The following is a 20467-nucleotide window of genomic DNA, read 5'->3' on the forward strand; positions in this document are numbered from 1 at the left end:
GCCGGCTTAGCCGGCGTCTGGCGACTCTCGTATACCTTAGGCTTTATTGTCTACTTTAGCGCGGGCTTCGTCACGCAGTTCTCGCCGTAAAATTTTTCCAACATTGGATTTCGGCAGTTCATCACGGAATTCAACCAGTTTCGGTACTTTATATCCGGTCAGATGGCGGCGGCAGAAGGTGATCAGCGCCTCTTCGGTGAGCGCCGCGTCTTTCTTCACGACGAAAATCTTTACCGCTTCACCGCTGCTGCCCGACGGTACGCCGACGGCAGCCACCTCCTGAACGCCCGAATGCTGCATCACCACATCTTCGATTTCGTTCGGATAGACGTTAAACCCGGAGACCAGAATCATATCTTTTTTGCGATCGACGATGCGCAAAAAGCCTTCATCGTCCATCACCGCAATATCGCCGGTATGCAGCCAGCCGTTTTTGATGATCTCCGCGGTCGCATCGGGACGCTGCCAGTAGCCCAGCATCACCTGCGGGCCTTTCACGCACAGTTCCCCCGGTTGACCCGGCGGCACTTCATTATCGTCATCGTCCACCAGCTTCGCTTCGGTCGACGGTACCGGCAGCCCGATGCTGCCGCTGTGGTAGTCAATATCATGGGGGTTAACGCTGACCAGCGGCGCGCACTCCGTCAGGCCATAGCCCTCGAGCAGATACTGGCCGGTGAGCTTAACCCAGCGCTCGGCCACCACCTGCTGCACCGGCATTCCGCCGCCGGCGGAAAGATGCAGAGAAGAGAAATCGAGCTGCTGAAACTCTTTGTTGTTGAGCAAGGCGTTGAACAGCGTATTGACCCCGGTCATCGCGGTGAACGGGTATTTTGCCAGCTCTTTTACCAGCCCCGGAATATCGCGCGGGTTGGTAATCAGCAGGTTCTGGCCGCCGAGCTCAATGAACAGCAGGCAGTTCATGGTCAGCGCAAAAATGTGGTACAGCGGCAGCGCCGTCACGACAAACTCTTTCCCACGATGCAGCAGCGGCCCGTAGGTCGCATTCACCTGCTCGAGGTTCGCCAGCATATTGCGGTGGGTGAGCATTGCCCCTTTCGCCACGCCGGTAGTGCCACCGGTGTACTGCAGGAAAGCCAGATCTGCACAGACAATGTCAGGTTTAACGTACTGCATACGATAACCGGCATGCAGCGCGCTGCGGAAAGAGATCGCATCGGGGAGGTGATACTTCGGCACCAGACGCTTGATGTACTTCACCACGAAATTCACCAGGGTGCCTTTCGCGGCTGAGAGCTGATCGCCCATCCGGGTCAGGATCACATGCTTCACCTGCGTTTTATCGACCACTTTCTCCAGGGTATGGGCAAAGTTGGAGACGATCACAATCGCCGCCGCTCCACTGTCATTCAGCTGATGCTCAAGCTCGCGCGGCGTATACAGCGGATTGACGTTCACCACAATCATCCCCGCGCGCAGAATACCGAAGAGCGCGATGGGGTATTGCAACAGGTTAGGCATCATCAGCGCGACGCGATCGCCCTTTTGCAGTCCCAGCCCCTGCTGGAGATAAGCGGCGAACGCCCGGCTGCGCTCCTCCAGCTTACGGTAGGTCATCACCTCGCCCATGTTGATAAACGCCGGTTGGTCGGCGTAGCGCGTGGCGGCATGTTCAAATAATTCAACCAGGGATTGGTAGCGGTCAGGATTTATCTCCGCCGGAACATCGGCGGGATAGCGGTTTAGCCAAACCTTTTTCACTGCATCACCTCTGAAATAGTTATTCGTCGTCATCACAGCCCCTGATCAACAAACATTCTGTTAACATTATATTAACTCAGCGTACCAGTTTATTAATTAGGCGTTTTACAGGTTGCGAAGCGCGTCACTATTTATTTTTCTTATGGGTCCAAAAATAAAGAAACAGCGGACAAGCCGCTGTTTCTTTTAGCTTACAAAAACTACAAAATCATTCAGTTACAACATTTCTGACTTCCGCAGGGCCCGGGTTGTACCAGCCCCAGCCGCCATAACCGTAAGCCCACGGACGCGGACCGATCATCCACGGGTCGATGGGCTGCGGCGGCATAACCACCTGCTGCACCACGTTCCAGCGCTTATAGCCGGTCGCATTCATCAGCATAAATTTGTACGGTGTGCTGCCGACTTTTCCGTCAACAACGCCGGTAATCGGGCCAACGACGGTCACCAGCTGGCCGCGGAAATCAACCGGGTCGAGGAAGCCGTTCACATCGGCGAAGATGCGCCCGCGTGATGCTTCGTTCAGCTCAGGCCGGGCACCGCTGTCCAGCGGAACCGTGGCGATTTCCAGACGGGTTTTACCCTGTTGATTCTGCACGTTGACGACTTTACCGCCAAAACGGGCTTCCTGACCCACGTAGAGCTGTGGCGCGGCCATGACCCGGACTAAATCTTGCTGTGGCGTCGGGCTGGAACCTTTAATCACGTCCGGCACCGACACGCATCCACTTAACGCGACGGCAACGGCGCCCGCTAATAACCAACGTACTGCTTTGTTTTGACCCGCCATGATGCGACTCCTTCTCTCAGTCTTATATCTACTGAGATTCATCCACGGCCAGGAAGTTTCTTCCACGCCACGTCGTTACGCAAATAAACCGGTTCGGCTTTGTCTACGGCAACGGTTTTCCCGGCGGCAAGCAGGTAACAGGCCAGCGGCAGCATATCTTCCGCCGCCGGTAGCGTCATATCACCGTCGGTTAAGACCAGCGAAGTCTCCTTCGCCAGATCGGGCCAGGCTTGCCAGCCGGTCCCTACCGTTGCCCAGCTACCGTCCAGCTGTTGCAGACGTTCGCGAACGGCGTCAGGCTTCAGCACCGCTTCGCTCTCTTCGCCGTGCCAGACGCCCTGCTCATCGCGCTGATACTCAGCCCAATACACTTCGCCCATTCGGGCGTCGATGGCCGCCAGAACGCGGGTGGCCCCGGTTTTACGCCATGCGCCCTGCGCCATGGTAGCCAGGGTCGATACGCCAATCATCGGCAGTTCCGCCCCCAGCGCCAGCCCCTGAGCAATGCCGATGCCAATACGTACGCCGGTAAAACTGCCTGGCCCGCGGCCAAAGGCCAGGGCATCGAGCTCAGTCAGTGAGACATGGCTTTCATTCAGGACATCCTGCACCAGCGGCAGAATACGTTGGGTATGTTCACGGGGACAAATTTCGAAATGAGCACAAAGGGTGCCATCATTCCACAGCGCCGCGGAGCAGGCCTCCGTGGCGGTATCGATAGCCAAAATTCGCATGAGTTGTCGCGCTCTCGCTCTAGCAGATTGACAAAATGGCGCGCAGCTTACCACATTTTACGACAGATTACCTCGCCGGCGGCACGGCGAGGAAACGCACCGCCCGGCGGATATCGCGGGTTCGCGGCGCTGGCGGCAGACTGGCGAGGAAGACGGCGCCATAGGGGCGCATCACCAGCCGGTTGTCGCAAATCACCAGCACCCCGCGATCGTCGATATCACGGATCAGACGTCCGACCCCTTGTTTCAGCGTAATGACCGCATCCGGCAGTTGGACTTCGTCAAACGGATCGCCGCCGCGCAGGCGACAGTCTTCCATTCGCGCTTTCAGCAGCGGATCGTCCGGTGAGGTAAACGGCAGCTTATCGATAATCACCAGCGATAGCGCATCGCCGCGCACATCCACCCCTTCCCAAAAGCTGCTGGTCGCCACCAGCAAAGCGTTGCCGGCGCTGACAAACTGCTGCAACAGCTGCCCTTTACTGGTTTCACCCTGTAACAAAACCGGTAGCGTCATGGTGGCGCGGAACTGCTCCGCCAGATCGCGCATCATCGCGTGCGAGGTGCACAGCATAAAGCAGCGGCCGTCGTTAGCTTCAATCAGCGGCTTGAGCATCGCGGCCAGATGTCGCGCGGCACCGGGCTGATTCGGCAGTGGCAGGTTGCGCGGCACGCAGAGCAGCGTCTGATGCGCGTAATCAAACGGGCTGGGCAGCAGCAGCGATTCCGCCTCTTCGATGCCAAGCCGCGCGGTGAAATGACGAAGATCGTCGTTAACCGACAGCGTCGCGGAGGTAAAAATCCAGCTCCCCGGTTTCTGCGCCATCACCTCTTTAAATTTTTCAGCCACGGTCAACGGCGTCAGCGCCAGGGTAAAGTGGCGGGAAGTGCATTCATACCAGTAGCTGAAGCCCGGCTGGTTGATCTCTTTCAGTCGCTTGAGCCGCGCACGATAGATCGTCGCGCGTTCAAAGGCGGCATCCAGCAGCGCCGAACGACCCAGAGACAGTTTGGCGACGTCATAGCACAGCTCCAGCGCATCATCGAGCAGCAGCAGCGCCCGCTGAATGTTGCTGTCCGCCAGCAGGTCGCGCAAATTGCCGCGATAGCCGGGCTCGCCGAGCTGCAGACGAAAATCCTGCGCGCTCTGGGCCAGCCGGTCGGCGCACTTTTGCAGCTGCTGAGTATCTTTCAGCTCGGTGCGGTAGGCGATGGTGATATCTTTCGCCAGATCCAGCAGCTGACGGCTGGAGAGCGACTGGCCAAAATACTGGCTGGCGATATCCGGGAGCTGATGGGCTTCATCGAAGATCATCACCTCCGCTTCGGGGATGAGCTCGGCGAAACCGCTCTCCTTCACCACCATATCGGCAAGAAAAAGATGGTGGTTAACCACCACCACATCGGCATCCATCGCCTTTTTACGCGCTTTGACGACGAAGCAATCTTTGTACAGCGGGCAGTCGCTGCCGAGGCAGTTATCGTTGGTGCTGGTCACCAGCGGCCAGGCCTGAGAGTCTTCGGCGACGCTGACGCAGGTGCTGATATCACCATCAATGGTTTGATTAGACCACGATCGCAGCAAAATGACGTCGCTCAGGGTTTGCACCGGCAGATCGCCGCCGGCCAGAGTCTGCTGCTCGAGACGCTCAAGGCACAGATAATTTGACCGCCCTTTCAGCAGCGCCAGCCTGCCGGTGAAGTTCAGCGCTTTTGCCACCGTTGGCAGGTCACGACTGTAGAGCTGATCCTGCAGCGCTTTCGAACCGGTGGAGATGATCACCTTTTTGTTGGCCCGCAGCGCCGGCGCCAGATAGGCATATGTCTTCCCGGTACCGGTCCCGGCTTCAACCACCAGCGGCCGCGCCTCTTTTATGGCGTGGGTCACCGCCACCGCCATCTGGCGCTGCGGTTCGCGCGGTTTAAATCCCGGAATGGCGCTGGCCAGCTGGCCGTCTGCTGCAAAATCGTCGATCACATTGCCCCCTGGTTATTTGGACAGTGATTATGTCAGGGAGGGCGTCGTTTCACCAGCCCGGGTAGTGACGTGAGCAGAACATTATGGCAGTCTTGCCGCTGTCTGATGGAATAAAACCGAAGGAAATTAAAATGACAATTACGCGTATCGATGCGGAAGCCCGCTGGTCTGATGTCGTCATCCACAACCAGACCCTCTACTATACCGGCGTACCGGCCAACCTTGATGCGGATGCCTTTGAGCAAACCGCGAACACCCTGGCGCAGATTGACGCCGTGCTGGAAAAACAGGGCAGCAACAAGTCGCGTATTCTTGATGCCACCATTTTCCTGGCGGACAAAAGCGATTTTGCCGCCATGAATAAAGCCTGGGACGCCTGGGTAGTTGCCGGTCACGCCCCGGTACGCTGCACCGTTCAGGCCGCGTTAATGAAGCCTGAATACAAAGTCGAAATTAAAATTATCGCCGCGGTGTAAGCGGCAACTCAGCAAGCCGGATAGCCCCCCGCCATCCGGCCTGCCGGTTCGTTTCTCTCAACCCGCGCACCACATTAGCTGTTCCTTCAGCTGCAGCGTCTCCTGCGGCACGCATTTCAGCGCTTCACGATAGCTGGCAGCTTGTTTTGCATACCCTCGCACAGACTGCAGCAGCACCCGCAGCGCGCTATCCCACACAATCCCCTGCAGGTCGCTGTATGGCCACAGATCCGGTTCCCGGATAAACGGCACCAGATAATCAATCCCCTGCTTCACTCCTCGCCCATCGCGGATGGCGTTCCAGCGGTCAAACTCGACGTGCTCGGCGTAGCGGTTGAGCAGCAGATGCGCCTCCAGATTAAACAGCGAGTAGTGGAAAGGGATGGTACGTTCGAGCTCCATGGTCTGTTTGCCATCCTGGTCAATCTGCGCCGCCATCCGCTGGGTGATCCCCTGCTCGATGATCCGCGCCGCCAGCCCTTTATCGCCATAGAAAAGCGCGTTCACCGTCCGCTGGGCGTCGTACCAGGTACCGTGGTTGTTGTGCCAGACGTACTCTGAGTGGCCAATTTCGCTGTAGTACATCCAGTGGTTAAAATCGCGGAACCACTGGTGCAGGCCGATAATATCGTCGGTATCCAGCACGTTCGCCGAACTCATCAAGCCGATGGTATCAACCACCATCCACATTAAGCGGGTGTCAATCAACCCGGTACCGCGGCCGGAAACAATCCCCGGGATCGCCTGACCATAGTTGAGATGCGGATTCATTCGCGTGTCAGCATCGAGGAACCAGCAGCGGATCTGCGCGGCCGCCGCCTGTGCGTACTGGCGCTGACCGGTGAAGTACCACGCCAGTCCCAGGGTCAGACACCGTTCGCACATACGGATAATGCGCGAAGTGTCGGTATCGTTATTTTCACACTGCGGGTTGATATGCCCGTCGCGACGAATGTAGGGTAGCCCGTTGGGACGCCGTGGGTTTGGCCACCAGTAGGTACCCAGACTGTAGTAATCGTGCGCGTCACCGCTCGCCGGCCGCAGTTTTTTGTGTACCACGCTTTCCGGCGCTTCGCGGCGCAGGATATCGGCCTCCGACACCAGCTTGCTCAGCGCCAGCTGCAATGGCGAGAACGGCTGTTTTAAGCCAGCACGGGCGTTTTCCAGGCAGGTTTCATCAAGGGTGTACAGCTTCATCGCCACCTTAAACGCCCTCCCGGCACGCGATGCGTTGACCGCTTTGCGCATCGAACAGGTGCACGCCCGAGAGCTTCGGCTGTAGCCAGATCTTATCCCCCTCTTTTACCGCCAGACGCTGTTTGAACACCGATGTAAACGCCCCGCCTCCGGTATCGCAGAAAAGCTGCATATCCGAACCGGTGTTCTCCACCGCCGTGACCTTCGCCGCCAGCGCATCGTCGCGCGCTTCATGGACCACGTTGACCTGCTCAGGGCGAATGGCATACACCACCTGCTGACCGTCGGTCACTCGTAACCCCGCGGGCAAAGCCAGCAGTGAGGCATCTTTAAGACGCAGGCTGGTCGCGTTGCCGTTCAGCACGACCTCGCCAGGAAGCTGGTTAATCTCCGGCGAACCGATAAATCCGGCAACGAACAGATTCGCCGGCTGGTCGTACAGCTCCAGCGGGGTACCCGCCTGTTCAATTCGCCCATCGCGCAGGACGACTATCATCTGTCCCATGGTCATGGCTTCAATCTGATCGTGGGTGACGTATACCGAGGTCGTTTTCAGTCGACGATGCAATTCGCGGATCTCGCCGCGCACTTGGGTACGCAGCTTGGCGTCCAGGTTGGATAGCGGTTCATCGAATAAGAAGACCTGCGGCTTACGTACGATCGCCCGCCCCATCGCCACGCGCTGGCGCTGGCCGCCGGAGAGATCTTTTGGCAGGCGCTCCAGCAACGGCTCCAGCCCCAATAGCGCCGCCGCTTCATTGACCTTCTGTTGGATATCCGCTTTCGGCAGTTTAGCCATCTTCAGGGCAAAGCCCATATTTTCACGCACCGTCATCTGCGGGTAGAGCGCATAGCTCTGAAACACCATTGCAATGTCGCGCAGCTTCGGCTCCACTTCCGTGACGTTACGCTCGTTGATGTGCACTTCCCCGCCGGAGATCTCCTCCAGGCCTGCGATCATGCGCAATAGCGTAGACTTGCCGCAGCCGCTGGGCCCCACAAGGACGCAGAACTCGCCGTCCGGGATAGTCAACGACACGTCTTTAATCACCTGCGCATCACCATACGATTTACGTACGCTATTCAGTACAACAGATCCCATCGGTAACTCCTTATCCTTTGACCGCGCCGGACATAATCCCGCGATTGAAATGTTTTTGCAGACCCAGGTAGACGATGATGCTGGGCAGCATCGCCAGCAGCGTTATGGCGATAAAAATGTTCGGCGTGATGCTCTCATCGGTACGCAGCGTGCCGAGGATCACCGGAATGGTATTCAGGCTGTCCTGGTTGACCACAATCAGCGGCAGCAGGTACTGGTCCCAAATCATAATAAAGCCGAAGGTCACCACCGTGCCGAGCGCCGGTTTCACCAGCGGCAGAATGACGTGGAAGAAAATCTGCCACTCGTTAGCGCCATCAATACGCGCCGCCTCCTCCAGCTCTTTCGGTATCGCCGACATAAATTCGGTCAGGACAAAGATGGAGAACGCCCAGCCGACGACCGGCAAAATCATCCCGAGGTAGCTGTTGTAGAGCGAGGCATCGATAAACGGCAGCCGCCAGTTAATAATCATGTACAGCGGAATCGCGATGACCTCTTCCGGCAGCATCATGGTGGACAAAATCACCAGGCTCACCAGCGCCACGCCGCGAAACTTCTTACGCGCCAGCGCATACGCCGCCAGCGCGCTGACCGACACCTGCAGAACGGTGCCAAAGAACACCACCAGAATGGAGTTCAGCAGATACTGCCAGACGCCAATATCCATCCACGCAAAGATGAAATTTTCAAACGAGAACTGATTCGGCCAGGCCAGCAGCTCGCCCGGTTTCACCGGCGCACCGCTGAATGCCGTGGCGACGATGCCCCAGAACGGACCGACAAAGACAATCAGCAGCAGCGCATAGATGCACCAGCGTCCTGCTGTATCCCAACGTTTACTTAACATCGCGGCTCCTTAGTAACGGGCGATACGTTTTTTCAGCGTCAGATGACAAATGGTTAAGAAAACCGTGAAGGTGAACAGCAGGAACGACACCGCCGAAGCGTAGCCATAGTCAAACTGTTCAAAGCCCAATTTATAGATGTGGGTCATGACCATTTCCGTGGCGTTAGACGGCCCCCCGCCGGTGGTGGCATACACCTCGGCAAACACGCGGAAACCACGAATAAAGGAGAGCATCAGCACCACCGAAAGCGCCGGAATCATGCCGGGCAGTGTGACGTAGCGCAGACGGTTCCACCAGCTGGCGCCGTCGACGTTCGCCGCATCGTATAAATCGCGGCTGATCCCCGCCAGACCGGCAATAAAAATCACCATGTTGTAAGGCACCGCCTTCCAGATGTGCAGCAGCATGATGACCCCCAGCGCCTGGTCGGAACTGGCAAGAAAGCCCTGGTCGGCGACGCCAAACCAGCTCAGGATGTGGTTAACCACGCCGTTGGGCGTTGGGTTGAATAAAATACGCCACATTTCGGCGACGATTGCCGCGCTGGTGACCGCGGGTAAAAAGATGGCAGTGCGAATAAAACGCAGATGGCGCGCCGGGCCTTCCAGCAGCATGGCGAGAAAGAAGGCCAGGATAGCCGCGGCAAACATCGTTACCACGACGTACAGCAGGGTGTTTACCACCGCCGCGTGCAGTTCTACGTCGGAAAAAGCGCGGGTGAAGTTATCGAGCCCTACCCACTCGTTCGGCTGATTAAAGTTGACCTTGTAAAAGCTCATCACCAGACCCTGAACCATCGGGATAAACTTAAACCAGCTGAAAATAATTAGCGCAGGCGCTAAAAACAGCCACGGGATCAGCGCCCGCTTACGCTTTGCACTCAGCCATCCGGTCGAGTAAGGCGAAGCGGCCTGCTTTATCGGCGAGGATTTCGTCTCATGCAGGGTCATAACGTAGGTCCTCAGTTAGCCAGCACATTTTGTTTTTTCAGCTCAGCGTTAACCTTGCCGTCGAGAGTCTTCAGCCCGGCGGTGATATCGCTGTTGCAGTCGGCAAAAATGCGGTTAAAGCCTTCGGCTGCCGCCTGACGCACCGGCGTCCAGTTGGGAATTTGCGGCACGTAGCGTCCCTGCTCGTTATAGAGCCGGGCGAAGGTTTCCCAGCGCGCATCCTGATAAACGTCCTTAACGTCGACGTTCTTGTTAACCGGCAGACGCACCACCGGAATATGCTGACTGCCTTTACCCATGCCGATCTCCTGGCCTTCCGGGGAGATCATGAATTCAATGAACTGGCGCGCCGCCTCTTTTTGTTGACTGCTCTTCATCATAAAGACCGTGGTACCTTCAGCGAGAGTGGCTTCGCCTTTCGGCCCCACTACCGGAACCACTTCAAAGTTGTCTTTACCCGGGTCTTTATCGAACAGCGCAATATGGTACGGACCGCTGAAGAACATACCGCTCTGTCCGGAGCGGAAGGAGGGGATAACGTCGGCGGTGGTGGCGTTAATTGCGCCCGGCTGGGTGACTTTTTCGCACATCATGGTGCGCATAAAGGTCATCGCTTCAGCCACTTCCGGCGTATTAAGCGAGGCGCTGAATTTTCCGCTCTCTTCTTTAACGAAATCGCCGCCCGCCTGCCAGATAAAGCTGCTCATAAACCAACTGGCGTAGCCGCGCGTCGTCGAGGCGGGAACGATAAATCCGTAGGTATCATTTTTGCCGTTGCCATCGGGATCCTGGGTGGTGAAGGCTTTTGCCAGGGCCCGAATATCATCCCAGCTCCTGGGCTGCGGCAGCCCCAGTTTTTCCCGCCAGTCTTTGCGCACAAACAGGGCGAAAGTTTGCGCGGAGGTCGGTACGCCATAGTATTTACCGTCGATATAGCGAGTACTCTTCCATGCCGTCTGGAATAGCTGGTCGCCGCCGGCGATAGCTTGCGGGTCAATTTCTTCGGCAATACCCAACTGGATAAACTGCCCCAGCGAGGCCGCATCGTTAAAAATCAGATCGGGTAAGGCGTTGCCGGCAGTGGCGCGCGCCAGCCGCTGTTCAAAGTCTGTAGTGGCGTTGAAATACTCAATTTTGATACCGGTTTTTTCTTCAAACTTTTCCGCCTCTTGTTTGTAGATATTCTTCGAGTCATTGCTGGCGCGGATCCAGACGTTGAGGGTAGTCGCGGCATAGCTTTGGCTGACGCCGAGCCCGAGCGCGGTGAGAAGTAATAAGGAGCGTAATTTATTGGCAGACATGATGGCATATCCTTTATTGTAGAGCACAAAGGTAATTAAATTCTCAATTAATACATGAAAAGGAGTTTGAATATCGCTCAGGCGTTAATACAGCTGACGCAAGAAATATTTCCATTCATTAGATAGAAATGTATTTCCCAATACAACCATGCAAAAAAAGAAATTGCGTTTCAAAAACAAGAAAATTGAGGCAGATCACACCAAAAAGTGACAAGAAAAGTGACAAAAAACAAATAACAATAAAAATCAATGCCTTAATAATTTATTAAATTTGTTAAAACATTCAAAAAATATAGAAAAAAGCCAAATTCCGTGATGTGCCCAGCATTAAAAACGTCATTATTTATCCATAACAATAAACTTGATGGATATCACAAAAAAAATCACTTTGTCTTTTACACTGCTCGCCAGCGAACATTCAAATATATTGTTTTTAATTACACTGCCTGTTTCATGCGTCATTTAAATACGCGTCAGGTATAATTCTGCTGTTATCTTTTCTCATATTTGTAGAAGGGTTATCACGATGAACTCAATACCTCGCCGAGGTTTGTTATGCATTGCGCTGTTTTGTTCCGGCCTTAGCGCCTCCTCATATGCCGCTGAGCCGTACACGCTAGACGGAAAGGATTTAGCCTTCAGCCGCCAGCAGATTGCCGCGAAAGATCCGCTATTTGTGCAGGCACAAGCGGCTCTGCTAAAAAAAGCCGATCTGGCGCTCAAGCATCCGCTGTTCTCGGTGATGGATAAAACGCTGGTCGCCGCCAGCGGCAACAAGCACGACTATTACAGTTTCCCTCCCTACTGGTGGCCGAACCCTGATACCAAAGACGGACTGCCTTATATTCGTAAGGATGGGCAAACCAACCCGGATGCCAATAGCGATGCCACCGATAAAAACCGGCTGGTAAAGATGAGTAACGACGTCTCAACGCTGGCGCTGGCGTGGTACTTCTCCCACGACGATCGCTATGCGCAAAAGGCGGCGGCCCAGTTGAGGACCTGGTTCCTCGATCCAAAGACGCGTATGACCCCCAACCTGCAGCATGCGCAAGCCATTCCCGGTATTAATACCGGACGCGGTATCGGCATTATTGATAGCCGGGCGCTGGTTGACGTCGTTGACGCAATCGCCCTGCTGCAATCCTCAGCTGCACTGAGTGAAAACGACGTTAGCGCATTAAAGCAGTGGTTTGGCGACTATTACCAGTGGATGACCACCAGCCAGAACGGCTTTGAAGAAGAGAACTGGCATAACAATCACGGCAGCTATTTCGATATGCAGGCCGCCGCCTTCGCCCTGTTCAGCGGGAAAATCGACGAGGCGAAAAAGCGCCTGTACATCACCCAGCTGCGGCGTATTGCGGGTCAATTTGATATCGAAGGCCGCCAGATGGCCGAACTGGAGCGCACGCGTCCGTGGCACTACAGCAATTTCAACCTCGAAGCCTATAACCGCCTCGGACGACTGGGCGAGAAAGCGGGCGTCGACATCTGGAATTTCACCCTTGATGGCCATAGCCTGCGCAAAGGCTATCAGTACATCGCCAGCTTTATTGACAGCGATACCCCGTGGCCCTGGAAAGACATCGATAAAATGGACGACAAGAAAGCGCTGCGCAATATCGCCACCGCCGCGCACGCCTGGCCGGAAGATGCGCTGTTCAGTGACAAAGCGCAGTGGCTGCGGGCGAAATATCCCGACGATATCACTACGCTCATCGCCCCGCTTTCCGCATCATCAGAGGTCAGGGATAACCGCTAATGAAACAATTTTCCGGGCTCTGGCCCAACATTGTCGGACGTGCAGCCGCTGATAAGGCACTGCTTGAACGGCTCGTGAAGGATGCACAGCCGGTACTTCAGGCAGCGGTTCTCATTCCGCAGTCAGGGATCGCCAGCTGGAATCTCTACTACTTTTGTCCGCACCACGGCGTACGCTTGACGTGGCGAGCGGGTACCCCCCACCAGCATGCCTGCCCGGTTGATGGCGAAATATTTTGCGGCGAACCGTGGGACGGTGCCTGGTGGCGCGAGATGAACGGCCGTAACGCCAGCGCATGCCAGCAGCTCGGACTGATATGGCAGTTGACCGGCGAAACGGCGTATCGCGATAGAGTTCGCACGCTGCTTATGGGTTACGCGGATGTCTATCCCGGCTATGAGATTCACGGCGATATTCCCAACAACGGACCGGGAAAGATGAACGCCCAGACGCTGTGCGAAGCCAACTGCATTCTGGAGATGGCGCTGGGTTATGACTTTATTCGCGACAGCCTGACGCCCGGCGAACAGCGACACATCAGTGAAAACCTGCTGCGCTGTGCGGCAACGTTTTTGCGCGATCATCGTAGTCCACAGATTCACAACCATGAAGTCAAAATCAGCGCGGCACTTGGCATACTGGGTTTCGTCCTCGAAGATGACACGCTGCTGGAGTTTGCCGTTAACCAGCCGTACGGCCTGCGCTGGCAGTTGGAACACGGCCTGCTGGCGGAAGGGCTGTGGTTCGAAGGCTCCGTACACTATCACTATTACGCGCTGCAGGGCTTTTTCGCCTTCGAGAAACTGGCGCGCGGCACCCGCTGGAGCCTGCTGGACGGCCCCTGGTATCAGGCAATGCTGAAGTTCCCGCTGTCGCTGCTGCTGCCGGACGGCACTTTCCCTCGGCTTAATGACTGCCTCGCCGGGCAGGAGAAGCTCCATCACCGGGATCTGTACGAGTTTGCCTGGTTTATCTGGCGTGACCCGCAGTACGCCGCGGTCCTGCAGTTTACCGAAACGGCGCCCGATGCGCGTGAAACCCTGCTATGGCGCGAACAGTCTCTGCCGGAATCCCCCCTGCCGCTCATCCCGCAGCAGTCGCTGTTTGCGCCGGGCGCGGGTCTGACGTTATGGCGGCGGCCGCAGCAGGCGCTATTGATCAAACACAGTCCCTGGGGGGGCGAACACGACCATTACGACCGGCTGGGACTGATGCTCTGGCATCGTAACGGCTGGCTACTCACGGATATGGGCACCACCGGCTACGGCGCGAAAATGCACTACGACTATTACAAAAACAGCGCCACGCACAATACGCTTTGCGTAAATCAGAGCAACCAGCCTCCGGCCAATCCGCAGGTGTTAGGCTGGCATATGGATGACGACTCTCTGTGGCTGGATAGCGAGGTTGACTGGGGCAAACCCCCGCCGAAGCTCAACAGCCATAGCCGCGTCGAGTGGGACGCTGCGGCCTGGCGAGACGTGCGCTTCCGCCGTCGCCTGCTGTGGCTTGAAGATGTGCTGATCGATCTATCCTCCGTGGAGAACCCGCATCGCCAGCAGCTCGACTGGACGCTGCATCTGGCGGCACAGGCGCTGGATCAGAGCGGCACGGCCCAGCCCTTTTCGCTCAGCGGGCCACTGCGGCGAATGACCGAAACAACCATGACGCCGCTGAACGGCTGTCAACCGCGCCACTTTGCGCGCGGTGGCGATACCGTTGCGCTCTGGCTGTCCGGTGATGGTGAACTCTGGCAAGGGCTGGCACCCGATAACCCGGCAATTCGCAATCTCAGCTATCTGGTGATACGCAATCACCTGCCGCAGGCGCGTTTTGTGTGTCTGTGGGATCTGGCAAACCGCGCGCCGCTGACGGAAGTGACCGTGCATCATACGCCAGTCGGTACGCAAATTACCTTCTGGCGCGGCGAACGCGTGACGCACGTGACGTTGTACGACGAGCCCGGGAAACGGCCTGATGCAATCCTTCCGCTCGCGGAAAGCGGCCTCTCACCTCAGTACACGGAGTAATTTACTCGTCTTCATCTTCAAAGCGCGCTACGATCCGGTCGCCGGTATGCGTGGCGCGCAGTTCACTCGCCACCAGCGCAATGGCTTCACCGCTACTCATCCCGTTAGCCATCAGCTCCTGAATACGTTCTACCGCTTTTTGCTGCTGCTCGTGGCTCAGCGAAGGTAAACCTGCAAACATGACTCACTCCTGCTACATTGTGTGGCGTAATTATTTCATGCCGCCCGCCTGATTTTCCAGAGGACGGTGACGATTAGGATCGAGGAAGATGTTGTCCCCCGCTATTATTACCCTGCCATGGCACCCGGATGCTGCCGAGCGTTACTTTACTCCTTTAAGCACGACCCCGTGGGCAATGCTGCTGCATTCTGGTTTTGCTGACCATCCGCATAACCGTTTTGATATTATCGTCGCCGACCCGCTCACGACGCTGCTGACCCGCGGCGAAACAACCGTGGTGGATGACGGTCAGACGCAGAGCAGCTCAACGGCCGATCCCCTGACGCTGCTGCAGACGCAGCTGGATCGGTGCGGATTAAGGCCGCCAGCGCATCCCCATCTGCCGTTCCTCGGCGGCGCGCTGGGGCTATTCGGCTACGATTTGGGACGCCGTTTTGAATCTCTGCCCGCGCACGCCGTCGCCGATATCGCGCTGCCGGATATGGCCGTCGGTATTTATGACTGGGCGCTGATTGTCGATCACCAGCGCCGCGAAGTATCGTTGCTCAGCTATGGCGATCCGCACGCCCGCCTGCATTGGCTGGAGGCGCAGTCTGCCGCGCCAACGACCCCGTTTGCGCTGACGTCCGCCTGGCGCTCCAATATGAGCCGCGAACAGTACGGCGAAAAATTTCGTCAGGTTCAGGCCTGGCTGCACAGCGGCGACTGCTACCAGGTCAATCTGGCTCAGCGCTTTCAGGCCAGCTACTGCGGCGATGAGTGGCAGGCATTTTGCCAGCTGAACCGCGGCAATCGCGCGCCGTTCAGCGCCTTTATTCGTCTGCAGGATGGCGCCGTACTCAGCCTTTCGCCGGAACGCTTCATCCAGCTTCGCCAGGGCGAGATTCAGACCCGCCCGATTAAAGGTACGCTGCCGCGTCTGGCCGATCCGCAGCAGGACGCCCGTCAGGCGGAGAAGCTGGCCCGCTCGCCTAAAGATCGGGCGGAGAATTTGATGATTGTCGATCTGATGCGTAATGACATCGGTCGGGTTGCCGAAGCCGGTAGCGTACGGGTTCCGGAGCTGTTTGTGGTTGAGCCGTTCCCGGCGGTGCACCATCTGGTAAGCACCATTACCGCCCGGCTGCCGGCCCATCTGCATGCCAGCGACCTGCTGCGAGCGGCCTTCCCCGGCGGGTCGATTACCGGCGCGCCCAAAGTGCGGGCGATGCAGATCATCGATGAGCTCGAACCGCAGCGCCGCAATGCGTGGTGCGGCAGTATCGGCTATCTGAGCCTGTGTGGCAATATGGATACCAGTATTACTATTCGTACGCTGACGGCCTGGCAAGGTCAGCTGTACTGTTCCGCCGGCGGTGGCATCGTGGCGGACAGCGAAGAAGCGGCCGAATATCAGGAAACGTTTGATAAAGTTAATCGTATTTTGCAACAACTGGAGAGCTAGAACATGGCGGATGGCGCCCTTGAGCTGGACGACTTTCTTTCGCGTTTTCAATTACTGCGCCCGCAGCCCTCGCGCAATGCGCTGAATCAGCGCCAGGCGGCGGTGCTGGTGCCTATCGTTCGTCGTCCGCAGCCGGGATTGCTGTTAACCCAACGCTCGCCGCGGCTACGTAAACACGCCGGTCAGGTTGCCTTCCCCGGCGGCGCAGTGGACGCCACCGATGCCACGCTGATTGCCGCCGCGTTGCGCGAAGCCCAGGAAGAGGTCGCCATTCCCCCCGAGTCGGTCGAGATTATCGGCGTACTGCCGCCGGTAGACAGCGTGACCGGCTTCCAGGTCACGCCGGTGGTCGGCATCATTCCGCCAAATCTCCACTATCACGCCAGCCAGGATGAGGTCGCAGCGGTGTTCGAGATGCCGCTCGCTGAAGCGCTGCGTTTGGGACGCTATCACCCGCTGGACATTCACCGCCGCGGTAACTCGCATCGCGTCTGGCTGTCGTGGTATCAGCACTATTTTGTCTGGGGAATGACCGCCGGTATTATTCGTGAGCTGGCGCTGCAAATCGGGACTAAACCTTAGTTTTCTTCATCATGCCTGACGCGGCTGAAATTCCGGCCGCGCCCCTCGCTTCACCGCCCTCACTATCGCCGTCGTCGGGTGTCTGTTTCGGGTATATACTCAAAATGAGAATGCGCTCTCACCATTAGTAAATTCACCGTTACCCATTAGTTTAATTCATGTGAATAGTTAAGCTGATGGTGCGGTTCCCTCTTACACTATGCGCAGTTATCACATCGTTACCGCCGCTGCGGTAACCCTGTCAGGAGTATTAGCGTGATTAGTATATTCGACATGTTCAAGGTGGGGATTGGTCCCTCATCTTCCCATACTGTAGGCCCGATGAAGGCCGGTAAACAGTTCGTCGATGACCTGGTCGAAAAGGGATTGCTTAATGAAGTGACCCGTGTGGCAGTCGATGTCTACGGCTCACTTTCATTAACCGGCAAAGGCCACCATACGGATATCGCCATCATTATGGGACTGGCGGGCAATCAGCCCGATACGGTCGATATTGACGCGATACCGGCATTTATCCGCGACGTTGAAACCCGCGGACGCCTGCTGTTGGCACAAGGGCAGCATGAAGTTGACTTCCCGGCGGATGACGGCATGCGTTTCCGTAGCGACAATCTGCCGCTGCACGAGAACGGCATGACGATTCATGCCTGGGCGGGCGACAAAGAGATCTACAGCAAAACGTACTACTCTATTGGCGGCGGTTTTATCGTCGATGAAGAGCACTTCGGTAAAGAGAGCGCGAACGAACTGAGCGTGCCTTACCCGTACAAATCGGCGCAGGAGATGCTGGCCTATTGCAAGGAGACCGGGCTGTCGCTCTCCGGCATGGTGATGCAAAACGAGCTGGCGCTGCACAGCAAAAAAGAGATTGAAGACTATTTTGCTCACGTCTGGCAGACCATGCGCGCCTGTATCGATCGCGGGATGAATACCGAAGGCGTGCTGCCTGGCCCGCTGCGAGTTCCTCGTCGCGCCTCTGCGCTGCGTCGTCTGCTGGTAGCCAGCGATAAGCTGTCAAACGACCCGATGAACGTCGTTGACTGGGTGAATATGTTCGCCCTGGCCGTGAACGAAGAGAACGCAGCCGGCGGACGCGTGGTGACGGCCCCGACAAACGGCGCCTGCGGAATCGTACCGGCGGTACTTGCCTACTACGATCACTTTATCGAATCGGTCAGCCCGGATATTTATATTCGCTACTTTATGGCGTCCGGCGCCGTGGGCACACTGTATAAGATGAACGCCTCCATTTCTGGCGCGGAAGTCGGCTGTCAGGGTGAGGTTGGCGTGGCCTGTTCCATGGCGGCGGCCGGTCTTGCCGAACTTCTTGGCGCCAGCCCGGAACAGGTTTGCGTCGCGGCAGAAATCGGGATGGAACATAACCTGGGCCTCACCTGCGACCCGGTTGCCGGCCAGGTGCAGGTTCCGTGCATCGAACGTAACGCCATTGCATCCGTGAAGGCGATCAACGCTGCGCGTATGGCCATGCGCCGCACCAGCGAACCGCGCGTCTCGCTCGATAAAGTCATTGAGACTATGTATGAGACCGGTAAAGACATGAACGCCAAGTATCGCGAAACCTCTCGCGGTGGTCTGGCTATCAAAGTTCAGTGTGACTAAACTCTCCCCATCAAATGCGCCCTTACGGGCGCATTTTCCGCTGTTATTTATTTACACCCACTACACTTGCTCAATGGCGGTTGTTATTCTACTCCACACAGAGAGTCGACAGGGTGTCGCGCATGCAAAATGCACAAAAGGTCATTTCGGCATACCGTCGTAAGCGGATTATCATTTGTTTGATTGTTGCGCTCCTGACGTTGACGACCACGCTGGCGATCCGATTTATTTCGCAGCGTAGTTTAAATCAGCAGCGCGTCCAGATGACCACCAATAAAATGGTGGTGGCGATGGATAAAATTTTACGCCCGTTGTCGGAACAGCACCTTTCATTGCTTCAGCTGGTGGGGAAGCCCTGTGAGGATGTGCGTCTGCCGCTGCGCAAACTGGCGGCCTCGCTGCAAACCGTGCGTTCAATCGTCCTGGTTAAATCGAATATTCTCTACTGCTCCAGCATCTTTGGCGATCGCAACGTCCCTATTCATCAGCTGCAACCCGACCTGCCAGGCCAGCGGGAGCTGCTGGTTTTTTCAACCGATAACACGCTGCTGGTCGGCTCTCCAGTCTTAATTCAATGGTACCCCTCCGCTTTCAATAGCGCCGATGGCGTGATGATCATCATCAATATTGAGCTGCTGGGAGAGTTAATTCTCAACGCAAAATCATCGTTGATTACCGGTATTGGACTGAGCGTCGGCACCCGGAACTTTATCAGCGGGAGCGGAGTAGTTGATCACTCGGTGCTTCCCGGCGAGTCGGTGATATACCGTCAACATTCGACCCTGTTCCCGTTTGCCATAAACGTCAGCGGTCCCGGCGCTTCCGCTATCGCCCTCAACGAACTGCCGGGCGAACTGCCGCTGGCGTTGATCCTCAGTTTACTGATGACCGGAATCGCCTGGCTGGCTACCGCGGGCAGGATGAGTTTTTCCCGGGAAATCAGCCTCGGTATCGCCGCCCGCGAGTTCAAGCTGTGGTGCCAACCGTTGAAGGATCTGCATTCGGGAAAATGTACCGGCGTCGAGATTTTACTGCGCTGGAACAATCCGCGCCGGGGAAACATATCGCCGGAGGTGTTCATTCCTATCGCCGAAGGCTACAACCTGATCGTTCCCCTCACCCGCTATGTCATTGCAGAAACCGCACGCCAGCTTTCGCTATTCCCCCACGATAAACATTTTCACATTTCGATTAATGTCGCCGCTCGCCACTTTGCCGAGGGTGAACTGCTGCGCGATCTGCATAAACTCTGGTTCAGCGCCTATCCGGTGCAGCAGCTGGTGGTGGAACTCACCGAGCGGGACGTGCTGCAGGACGGCGATCACCACATGGCGGAACATCTGCATTTCAGGGGGGTGTACCTGGCAATCGATGACTTTGGCACTGGCAACAGCTCGCTCTCCTGGCTGGAAAAGCTACGGCCTGACGTGCTGAAGATTGATAAATCCTTTACCAGCGCTATCGGCATCGACAGCGTCAATGCCACGGTAACGGATATCATTATTGCGCTGGCGCACCGGCTGAATATTGTGACGGTGGCAGAAGGCGTGGAGACTCAGCGGCAGGACGAATATTTGCGGCGCCACGGCGTTGATATCCTGCAGGGATTTCACTATGCCAGGCCAATGCCGGTGGAAGACTTTCCACAGTGGCTGGCCGCCCGACGTCAGGTCGAGGCGATGGCGGATAATAAAACCGGCCAGCCTCCAGCGGAGACCGACCGGCCAGTCTGACGACCCAGGAG

At 56.7% G+C, this 20467-nt stretch carries 17 protein-coding genes; 7 read left to right on the top strand and 10 right to left on the bottom strand.

Annotation, left to right across the window (positions count from 1 at the left end):
- Positions 1 to 36: 36 nt before the first annotated feature.
- The 4 genes from fadD to BV390_RS00430 all read right to left on the bottom strand — a co-directional run bounded on the left by fadD (position 37) and on the right by BV390_RS00430 (position 5224).
- A complete protein-coding gene (gene fadD, locus BV390_RS00410; protein ID WP_094898149.1) occupies positions 37 to 1722 on the bottom strand; it encodes a long-chain-fatty-acid--CoA ligase FadD in 1686 nt (561 codons plus the stop codon).
- Positions 1723 to 1930: 208 nt separating this feature from the next.
- Positions 1931 to 2512 carry a Slp family lipoprotein gene (locus BV390_RS00420; protein ID WP_004863873.1) on the bottom strand — a complete coding sequence of 194 codons (582 nt, stop codon included), beginning with the start codon at positions 2510 to 2512 and terminating at the stop codon, positions 1931 to 1933.
- A gap of 38 nt (positions 2513 to 2550) precedes the next feature.
- Entirely contained in the window at positions 2551 to 3246 is a 696-nt protein-coding gene (gene tsaB, locus BV390_RS00425) for a tRNA (adenosine(37)-N6)-threonylcarbamoyltransferase complex dimerization subunit type 1 TsaB (protein WP_032687012.1), read from the bottom strand.
- A 67-nt stretch (positions 3247 to 3313) separates the two neighbouring features.
- Positions 3314 to 5224 carry an ATP-dependent DNA helicase gene (locus tag BV390_RS00430; RefSeq protein WP_032699394.1) on the bottom strand — a complete coding sequence of 637 codons (1911 nt, stop codon included), beginning with the start codon at positions 5222 to 5224 and terminating at the stop codon, positions 3314 to 3316.
- Positions 5225 to 5355: 131 nt separating this feature from the next.
- On the opposite strand from BV390_RS00430, the gene BV390_RS00435 reads away from it, so the two are divergent.
- Complete coding sequence (locus BV390_RS00435) at positions 5356 to 5700, top strand: RidA family protein (RefSeq protein WP_032687342.1); 345 nt, start codon at positions 5356 to 5358, stop codon at positions 5698 to 5700.
- 57 nt (positions 5701 to 5757) lie between these two features.
- On the opposite strand, the gene BV390_RS00440 is transcribed toward BV390_RS00435, so the two are convergent.
- From BV390_RS00440 to BV390_RS00460, 5 genes are read right to left on the bottom strand one after another with little or no spacing between them, the layout of a single operon-like run.
- On the bottom strand, positions 5758 to 6897 hold the full coding sequence (locus BV390_RS00440; protein ID WP_032687010.1) for an alginate lyase family protein: 1140 nt from the start codon (positions 6895 to 6897) through the stop codon (positions 5758 to 5760).
- A gap of 7 nt (positions 6898 to 6904) precedes the next feature.
- Positions 6905 to 7999, bottom strand: a complete 1095-nt coding sequence (locus BV390_RS00445; protein ID WP_032687009.1) for an ABC transporter ATP-binding protein — start codon at positions 7997 to 7999, stop codon at positions 6905 to 6907.
- Positions 8000 to 8009: 10 nt separating this feature from the next.
- Positions 8010 to 8849 carry a carbohydrate ABC transporter permease gene (locus BV390_RS00450; protein WP_004121979.1) on the bottom strand — a complete coding sequence of 280 codons (840 nt, stop codon included), beginning with the start codon at positions 8847 to 8849 and terminating at the stop codon, positions 8010 to 8012.
- Positions 8850 to 8858: 9 nt separating this feature from the next.
- Positions 8859 to 9800 carry a carbohydrate ABC transporter permease gene (locus BV390_RS00455; RefSeq protein WP_077267052.1) on the bottom strand — a complete coding sequence of 314 codons (942 nt, stop codon included), beginning with the start codon at positions 9798 to 9800 and terminating at the stop codon, positions 8859 to 8861.
- 11 nt (positions 9801 to 9811) lie between these two features.
- A complete protein-coding gene (locus BV390_RS00460; protein ID WP_085396353.1) occupies positions 9812 to 11101 on the bottom strand; it encodes an ABC transporter substrate-binding protein in 1290 nt (429 codons plus the stop codon).
- Positions 11102 to 11627: 526 nt separating this feature from the next.
- Here BV390_RS00460 and BV390_RS00465 point away from each other — a divergent pair.
- Positions 11628 to 12866 carry an alginate lyase family protein gene (locus tag BV390_RS00465; RefSeq protein WP_032687007.1) on the top strand — a complete coding sequence of 413 codons (1239 nt, stop codon included), beginning with the start codon at positions 11628 to 11630 and terminating at the stop codon, positions 12864 to 12866.
- Positions 12866 to 14896, top strand: coding sequence for a heparinase II/III domain-containing protein (locus tag BV390_RS00470; RefSeq protein ID WP_085396354.1), 2031 nt, complete (start codon positions 12866 to 12868; stop codon positions 14894 to 14896). The genes BV390_RS00465 and BV390_RS00470 overlap by 1 nt, the downstream gene beginning before the upstream one ends.
- Position 14897: 1 nt before the next feature.
- Here the strand turns inward: BV390_RS00470 and BV390_RS00475 are convergent, their stop codons facing one another.
- Positions 14898 to 15077 carry a YoaH family protein gene (locus tag BV390_RS00475; protein ID WP_032687005.1) on the bottom strand — a complete coding sequence of 60 codons (180 nt, stop codon included), beginning with the start codon at positions 15075 to 15077 and terminating at the stop codon, positions 14898 to 14900.
- An 88-nt stretch (positions 15078 to 15165) separates the two neighbouring features.
- Between BV390_RS00475 and pabB the strand changes: the two genes are divergently transcribed.
- The 4 genes from pabB (at position 15166) to BV390_RS00495 (ending at position 20456) form a co-directional block, all read left to right on the top strand.
- A complete protein-coding gene (pabB, locus tag BV390_RS00480) occupies positions 15166 to 16521 on the top strand; it encodes an aminodeoxychorismate synthase component 1 (RefSeq protein ID WP_032699391.1) in 1356 nt (451 codons plus the stop codon).
- Between the two features lie 3 nt (positions 16522 to 16524).
- A complete protein-coding gene (locus BV390_RS00485) occupies positions 16525 to 17103 on the top strand; it encodes a CoA pyrophosphatase (RefSeq protein WP_032699390.1) in 579 nt (192 codons plus the stop codon).
- Between the two features lie 255 nt (positions 17104 to 17358).
- The gene (gene sdaA, locus BV390_RS00490; protein ID WP_032687002.1) at positions 17359 to 18723 is read left to right on the top strand and encodes an L-serine ammonia-lyase; all 1365 of its coding nucleotides are present in this window, start codon (positions 17359 to 17361) and stop codon (positions 18721 to 18723) included.
- Positions 18724 to 18845: 122 nt separating this feature from the next.
- Complete coding sequence (locus BV390_RS00495) at positions 18846 to 20456, top strand: EAL domain-containing protein (RefSeq protein WP_032699388.1); 1611 nt, start codon at positions 18846 to 18848, stop codon at positions 20454 to 20456.
- Positions 20457 to 20467 lie beyond the last annotated feature (11 nt).

The organism is Klebsiella sp. YJ, assembly GCF_002108615.1.
GTDB classification, from domain to species: Bacteria; Pseudomonadota; Gammaproteobacteria; order Enterobacterales; family Enterobacteriaceae; genus Klebsiella; species Klebsiella planticola.

What these genes read in the sequence shown, in the direction of transcription:
- BV390_RS00420 (WP_004863873.1), bottom strand. Translation starts at nt 2,512, where the DNA reads ATGGCGGGTCAAAACAAAGCAGTACGTTGGTTATTAGCGGGCGCCGTT.
- tsaB (WP_032687012.1), bottom strand. Translation starts at nt 3,246, where the DNA reads ATGCGAATTTTGGCTATCGATACCGCCACGGAGGCCTGCTCCGCGGCG.
- BV390_RS00435 (WP_032687342.1), top strand. Translation starts at nt 5,356, where the DNA reads ATGACAATTACGCGTATCGATGCGGAAGCCCGCTGGTCTGATGTCGTC.
- BV390_RS00440 (WP_032687010.1), bottom strand. Translation starts at nt 6,897, where the DNA reads ATGAAGCTGTACACCCTTGATGAAACCTGCCTGGAAAACGCCCGTGCT.
- BV390_RS00445 (WP_032687009.1), bottom strand. Translation starts at nt 7,999, where the DNA reads ATGGGATCTGTTGTACTGAATAGCGTACGTAAATCGTATGGTGATGCG.
- BV390_RS00450 (WP_004121979.1), bottom strand. Translation starts at nt 8,849, where the DNA reads ATGTTAAGTAAACGTTGGGATACAGCAGGACGCTGGTGCATCTATGCG.
- BV390_RS00455 (WP_077267052.1), bottom strand. Translation starts at nt 9,800, where the DNA reads ATGACCCTGCATGAGACGAAATCCTCGCCGATAAAGCAGGCCGCTTCG.
- BV390_RS00460 (WP_085396353.1), bottom strand. Translation starts at nt 11,101, where the DNA reads ATGTCTGCCAATAAATTACGCTCCTTATTACTTCTCACCGCGCTCGGG.
- BV390_RS00465 (WP_032687007.1), top strand. Translation starts at nt 11,628, where the DNA reads ATGAACTCAATACCTCGCCGAGGTTTGTTATGCATTGCGCTGTTTTGT.
- BV390_RS00470 (WP_085396354.1), top strand. Translation starts at nt 12,866, where the DNA reads ATGAAACAATTTTCCGGGCTCTGGCCCAACATTGTCGGACGTGCAGCC.
- BV390_RS00475 (WP_032687005.1), bottom strand. Translation starts at nt 15,077, where the DNA reads ATGTTTGCAGGTTTACCTTCGCTGAGCCACGAGCAGCAGCAAAAAGCG.
- pabB (WP_032699391.1), top strand. Translation starts at nt 15,166, where the DNA reads ATGTTGTCCCCCGCTATTATTACCCTGCCATGGCACCCGGATGCTGCC.
- BV390_RS00485 (WP_032699390.1), top strand. Translation starts at nt 16,525, where the DNA reads ATGGCGGATGGCGCCCTTGAGCTGGACGACTTTCTTTCGCGTTTTCAA.
- BV390_RS00495 (WP_032699388.1), top strand. Translation starts at nt 18,846, where the DNA reads ATGCAAAATGCACAAAAGGTCATTTCGGCATACCGTCGTAAGCGGATT.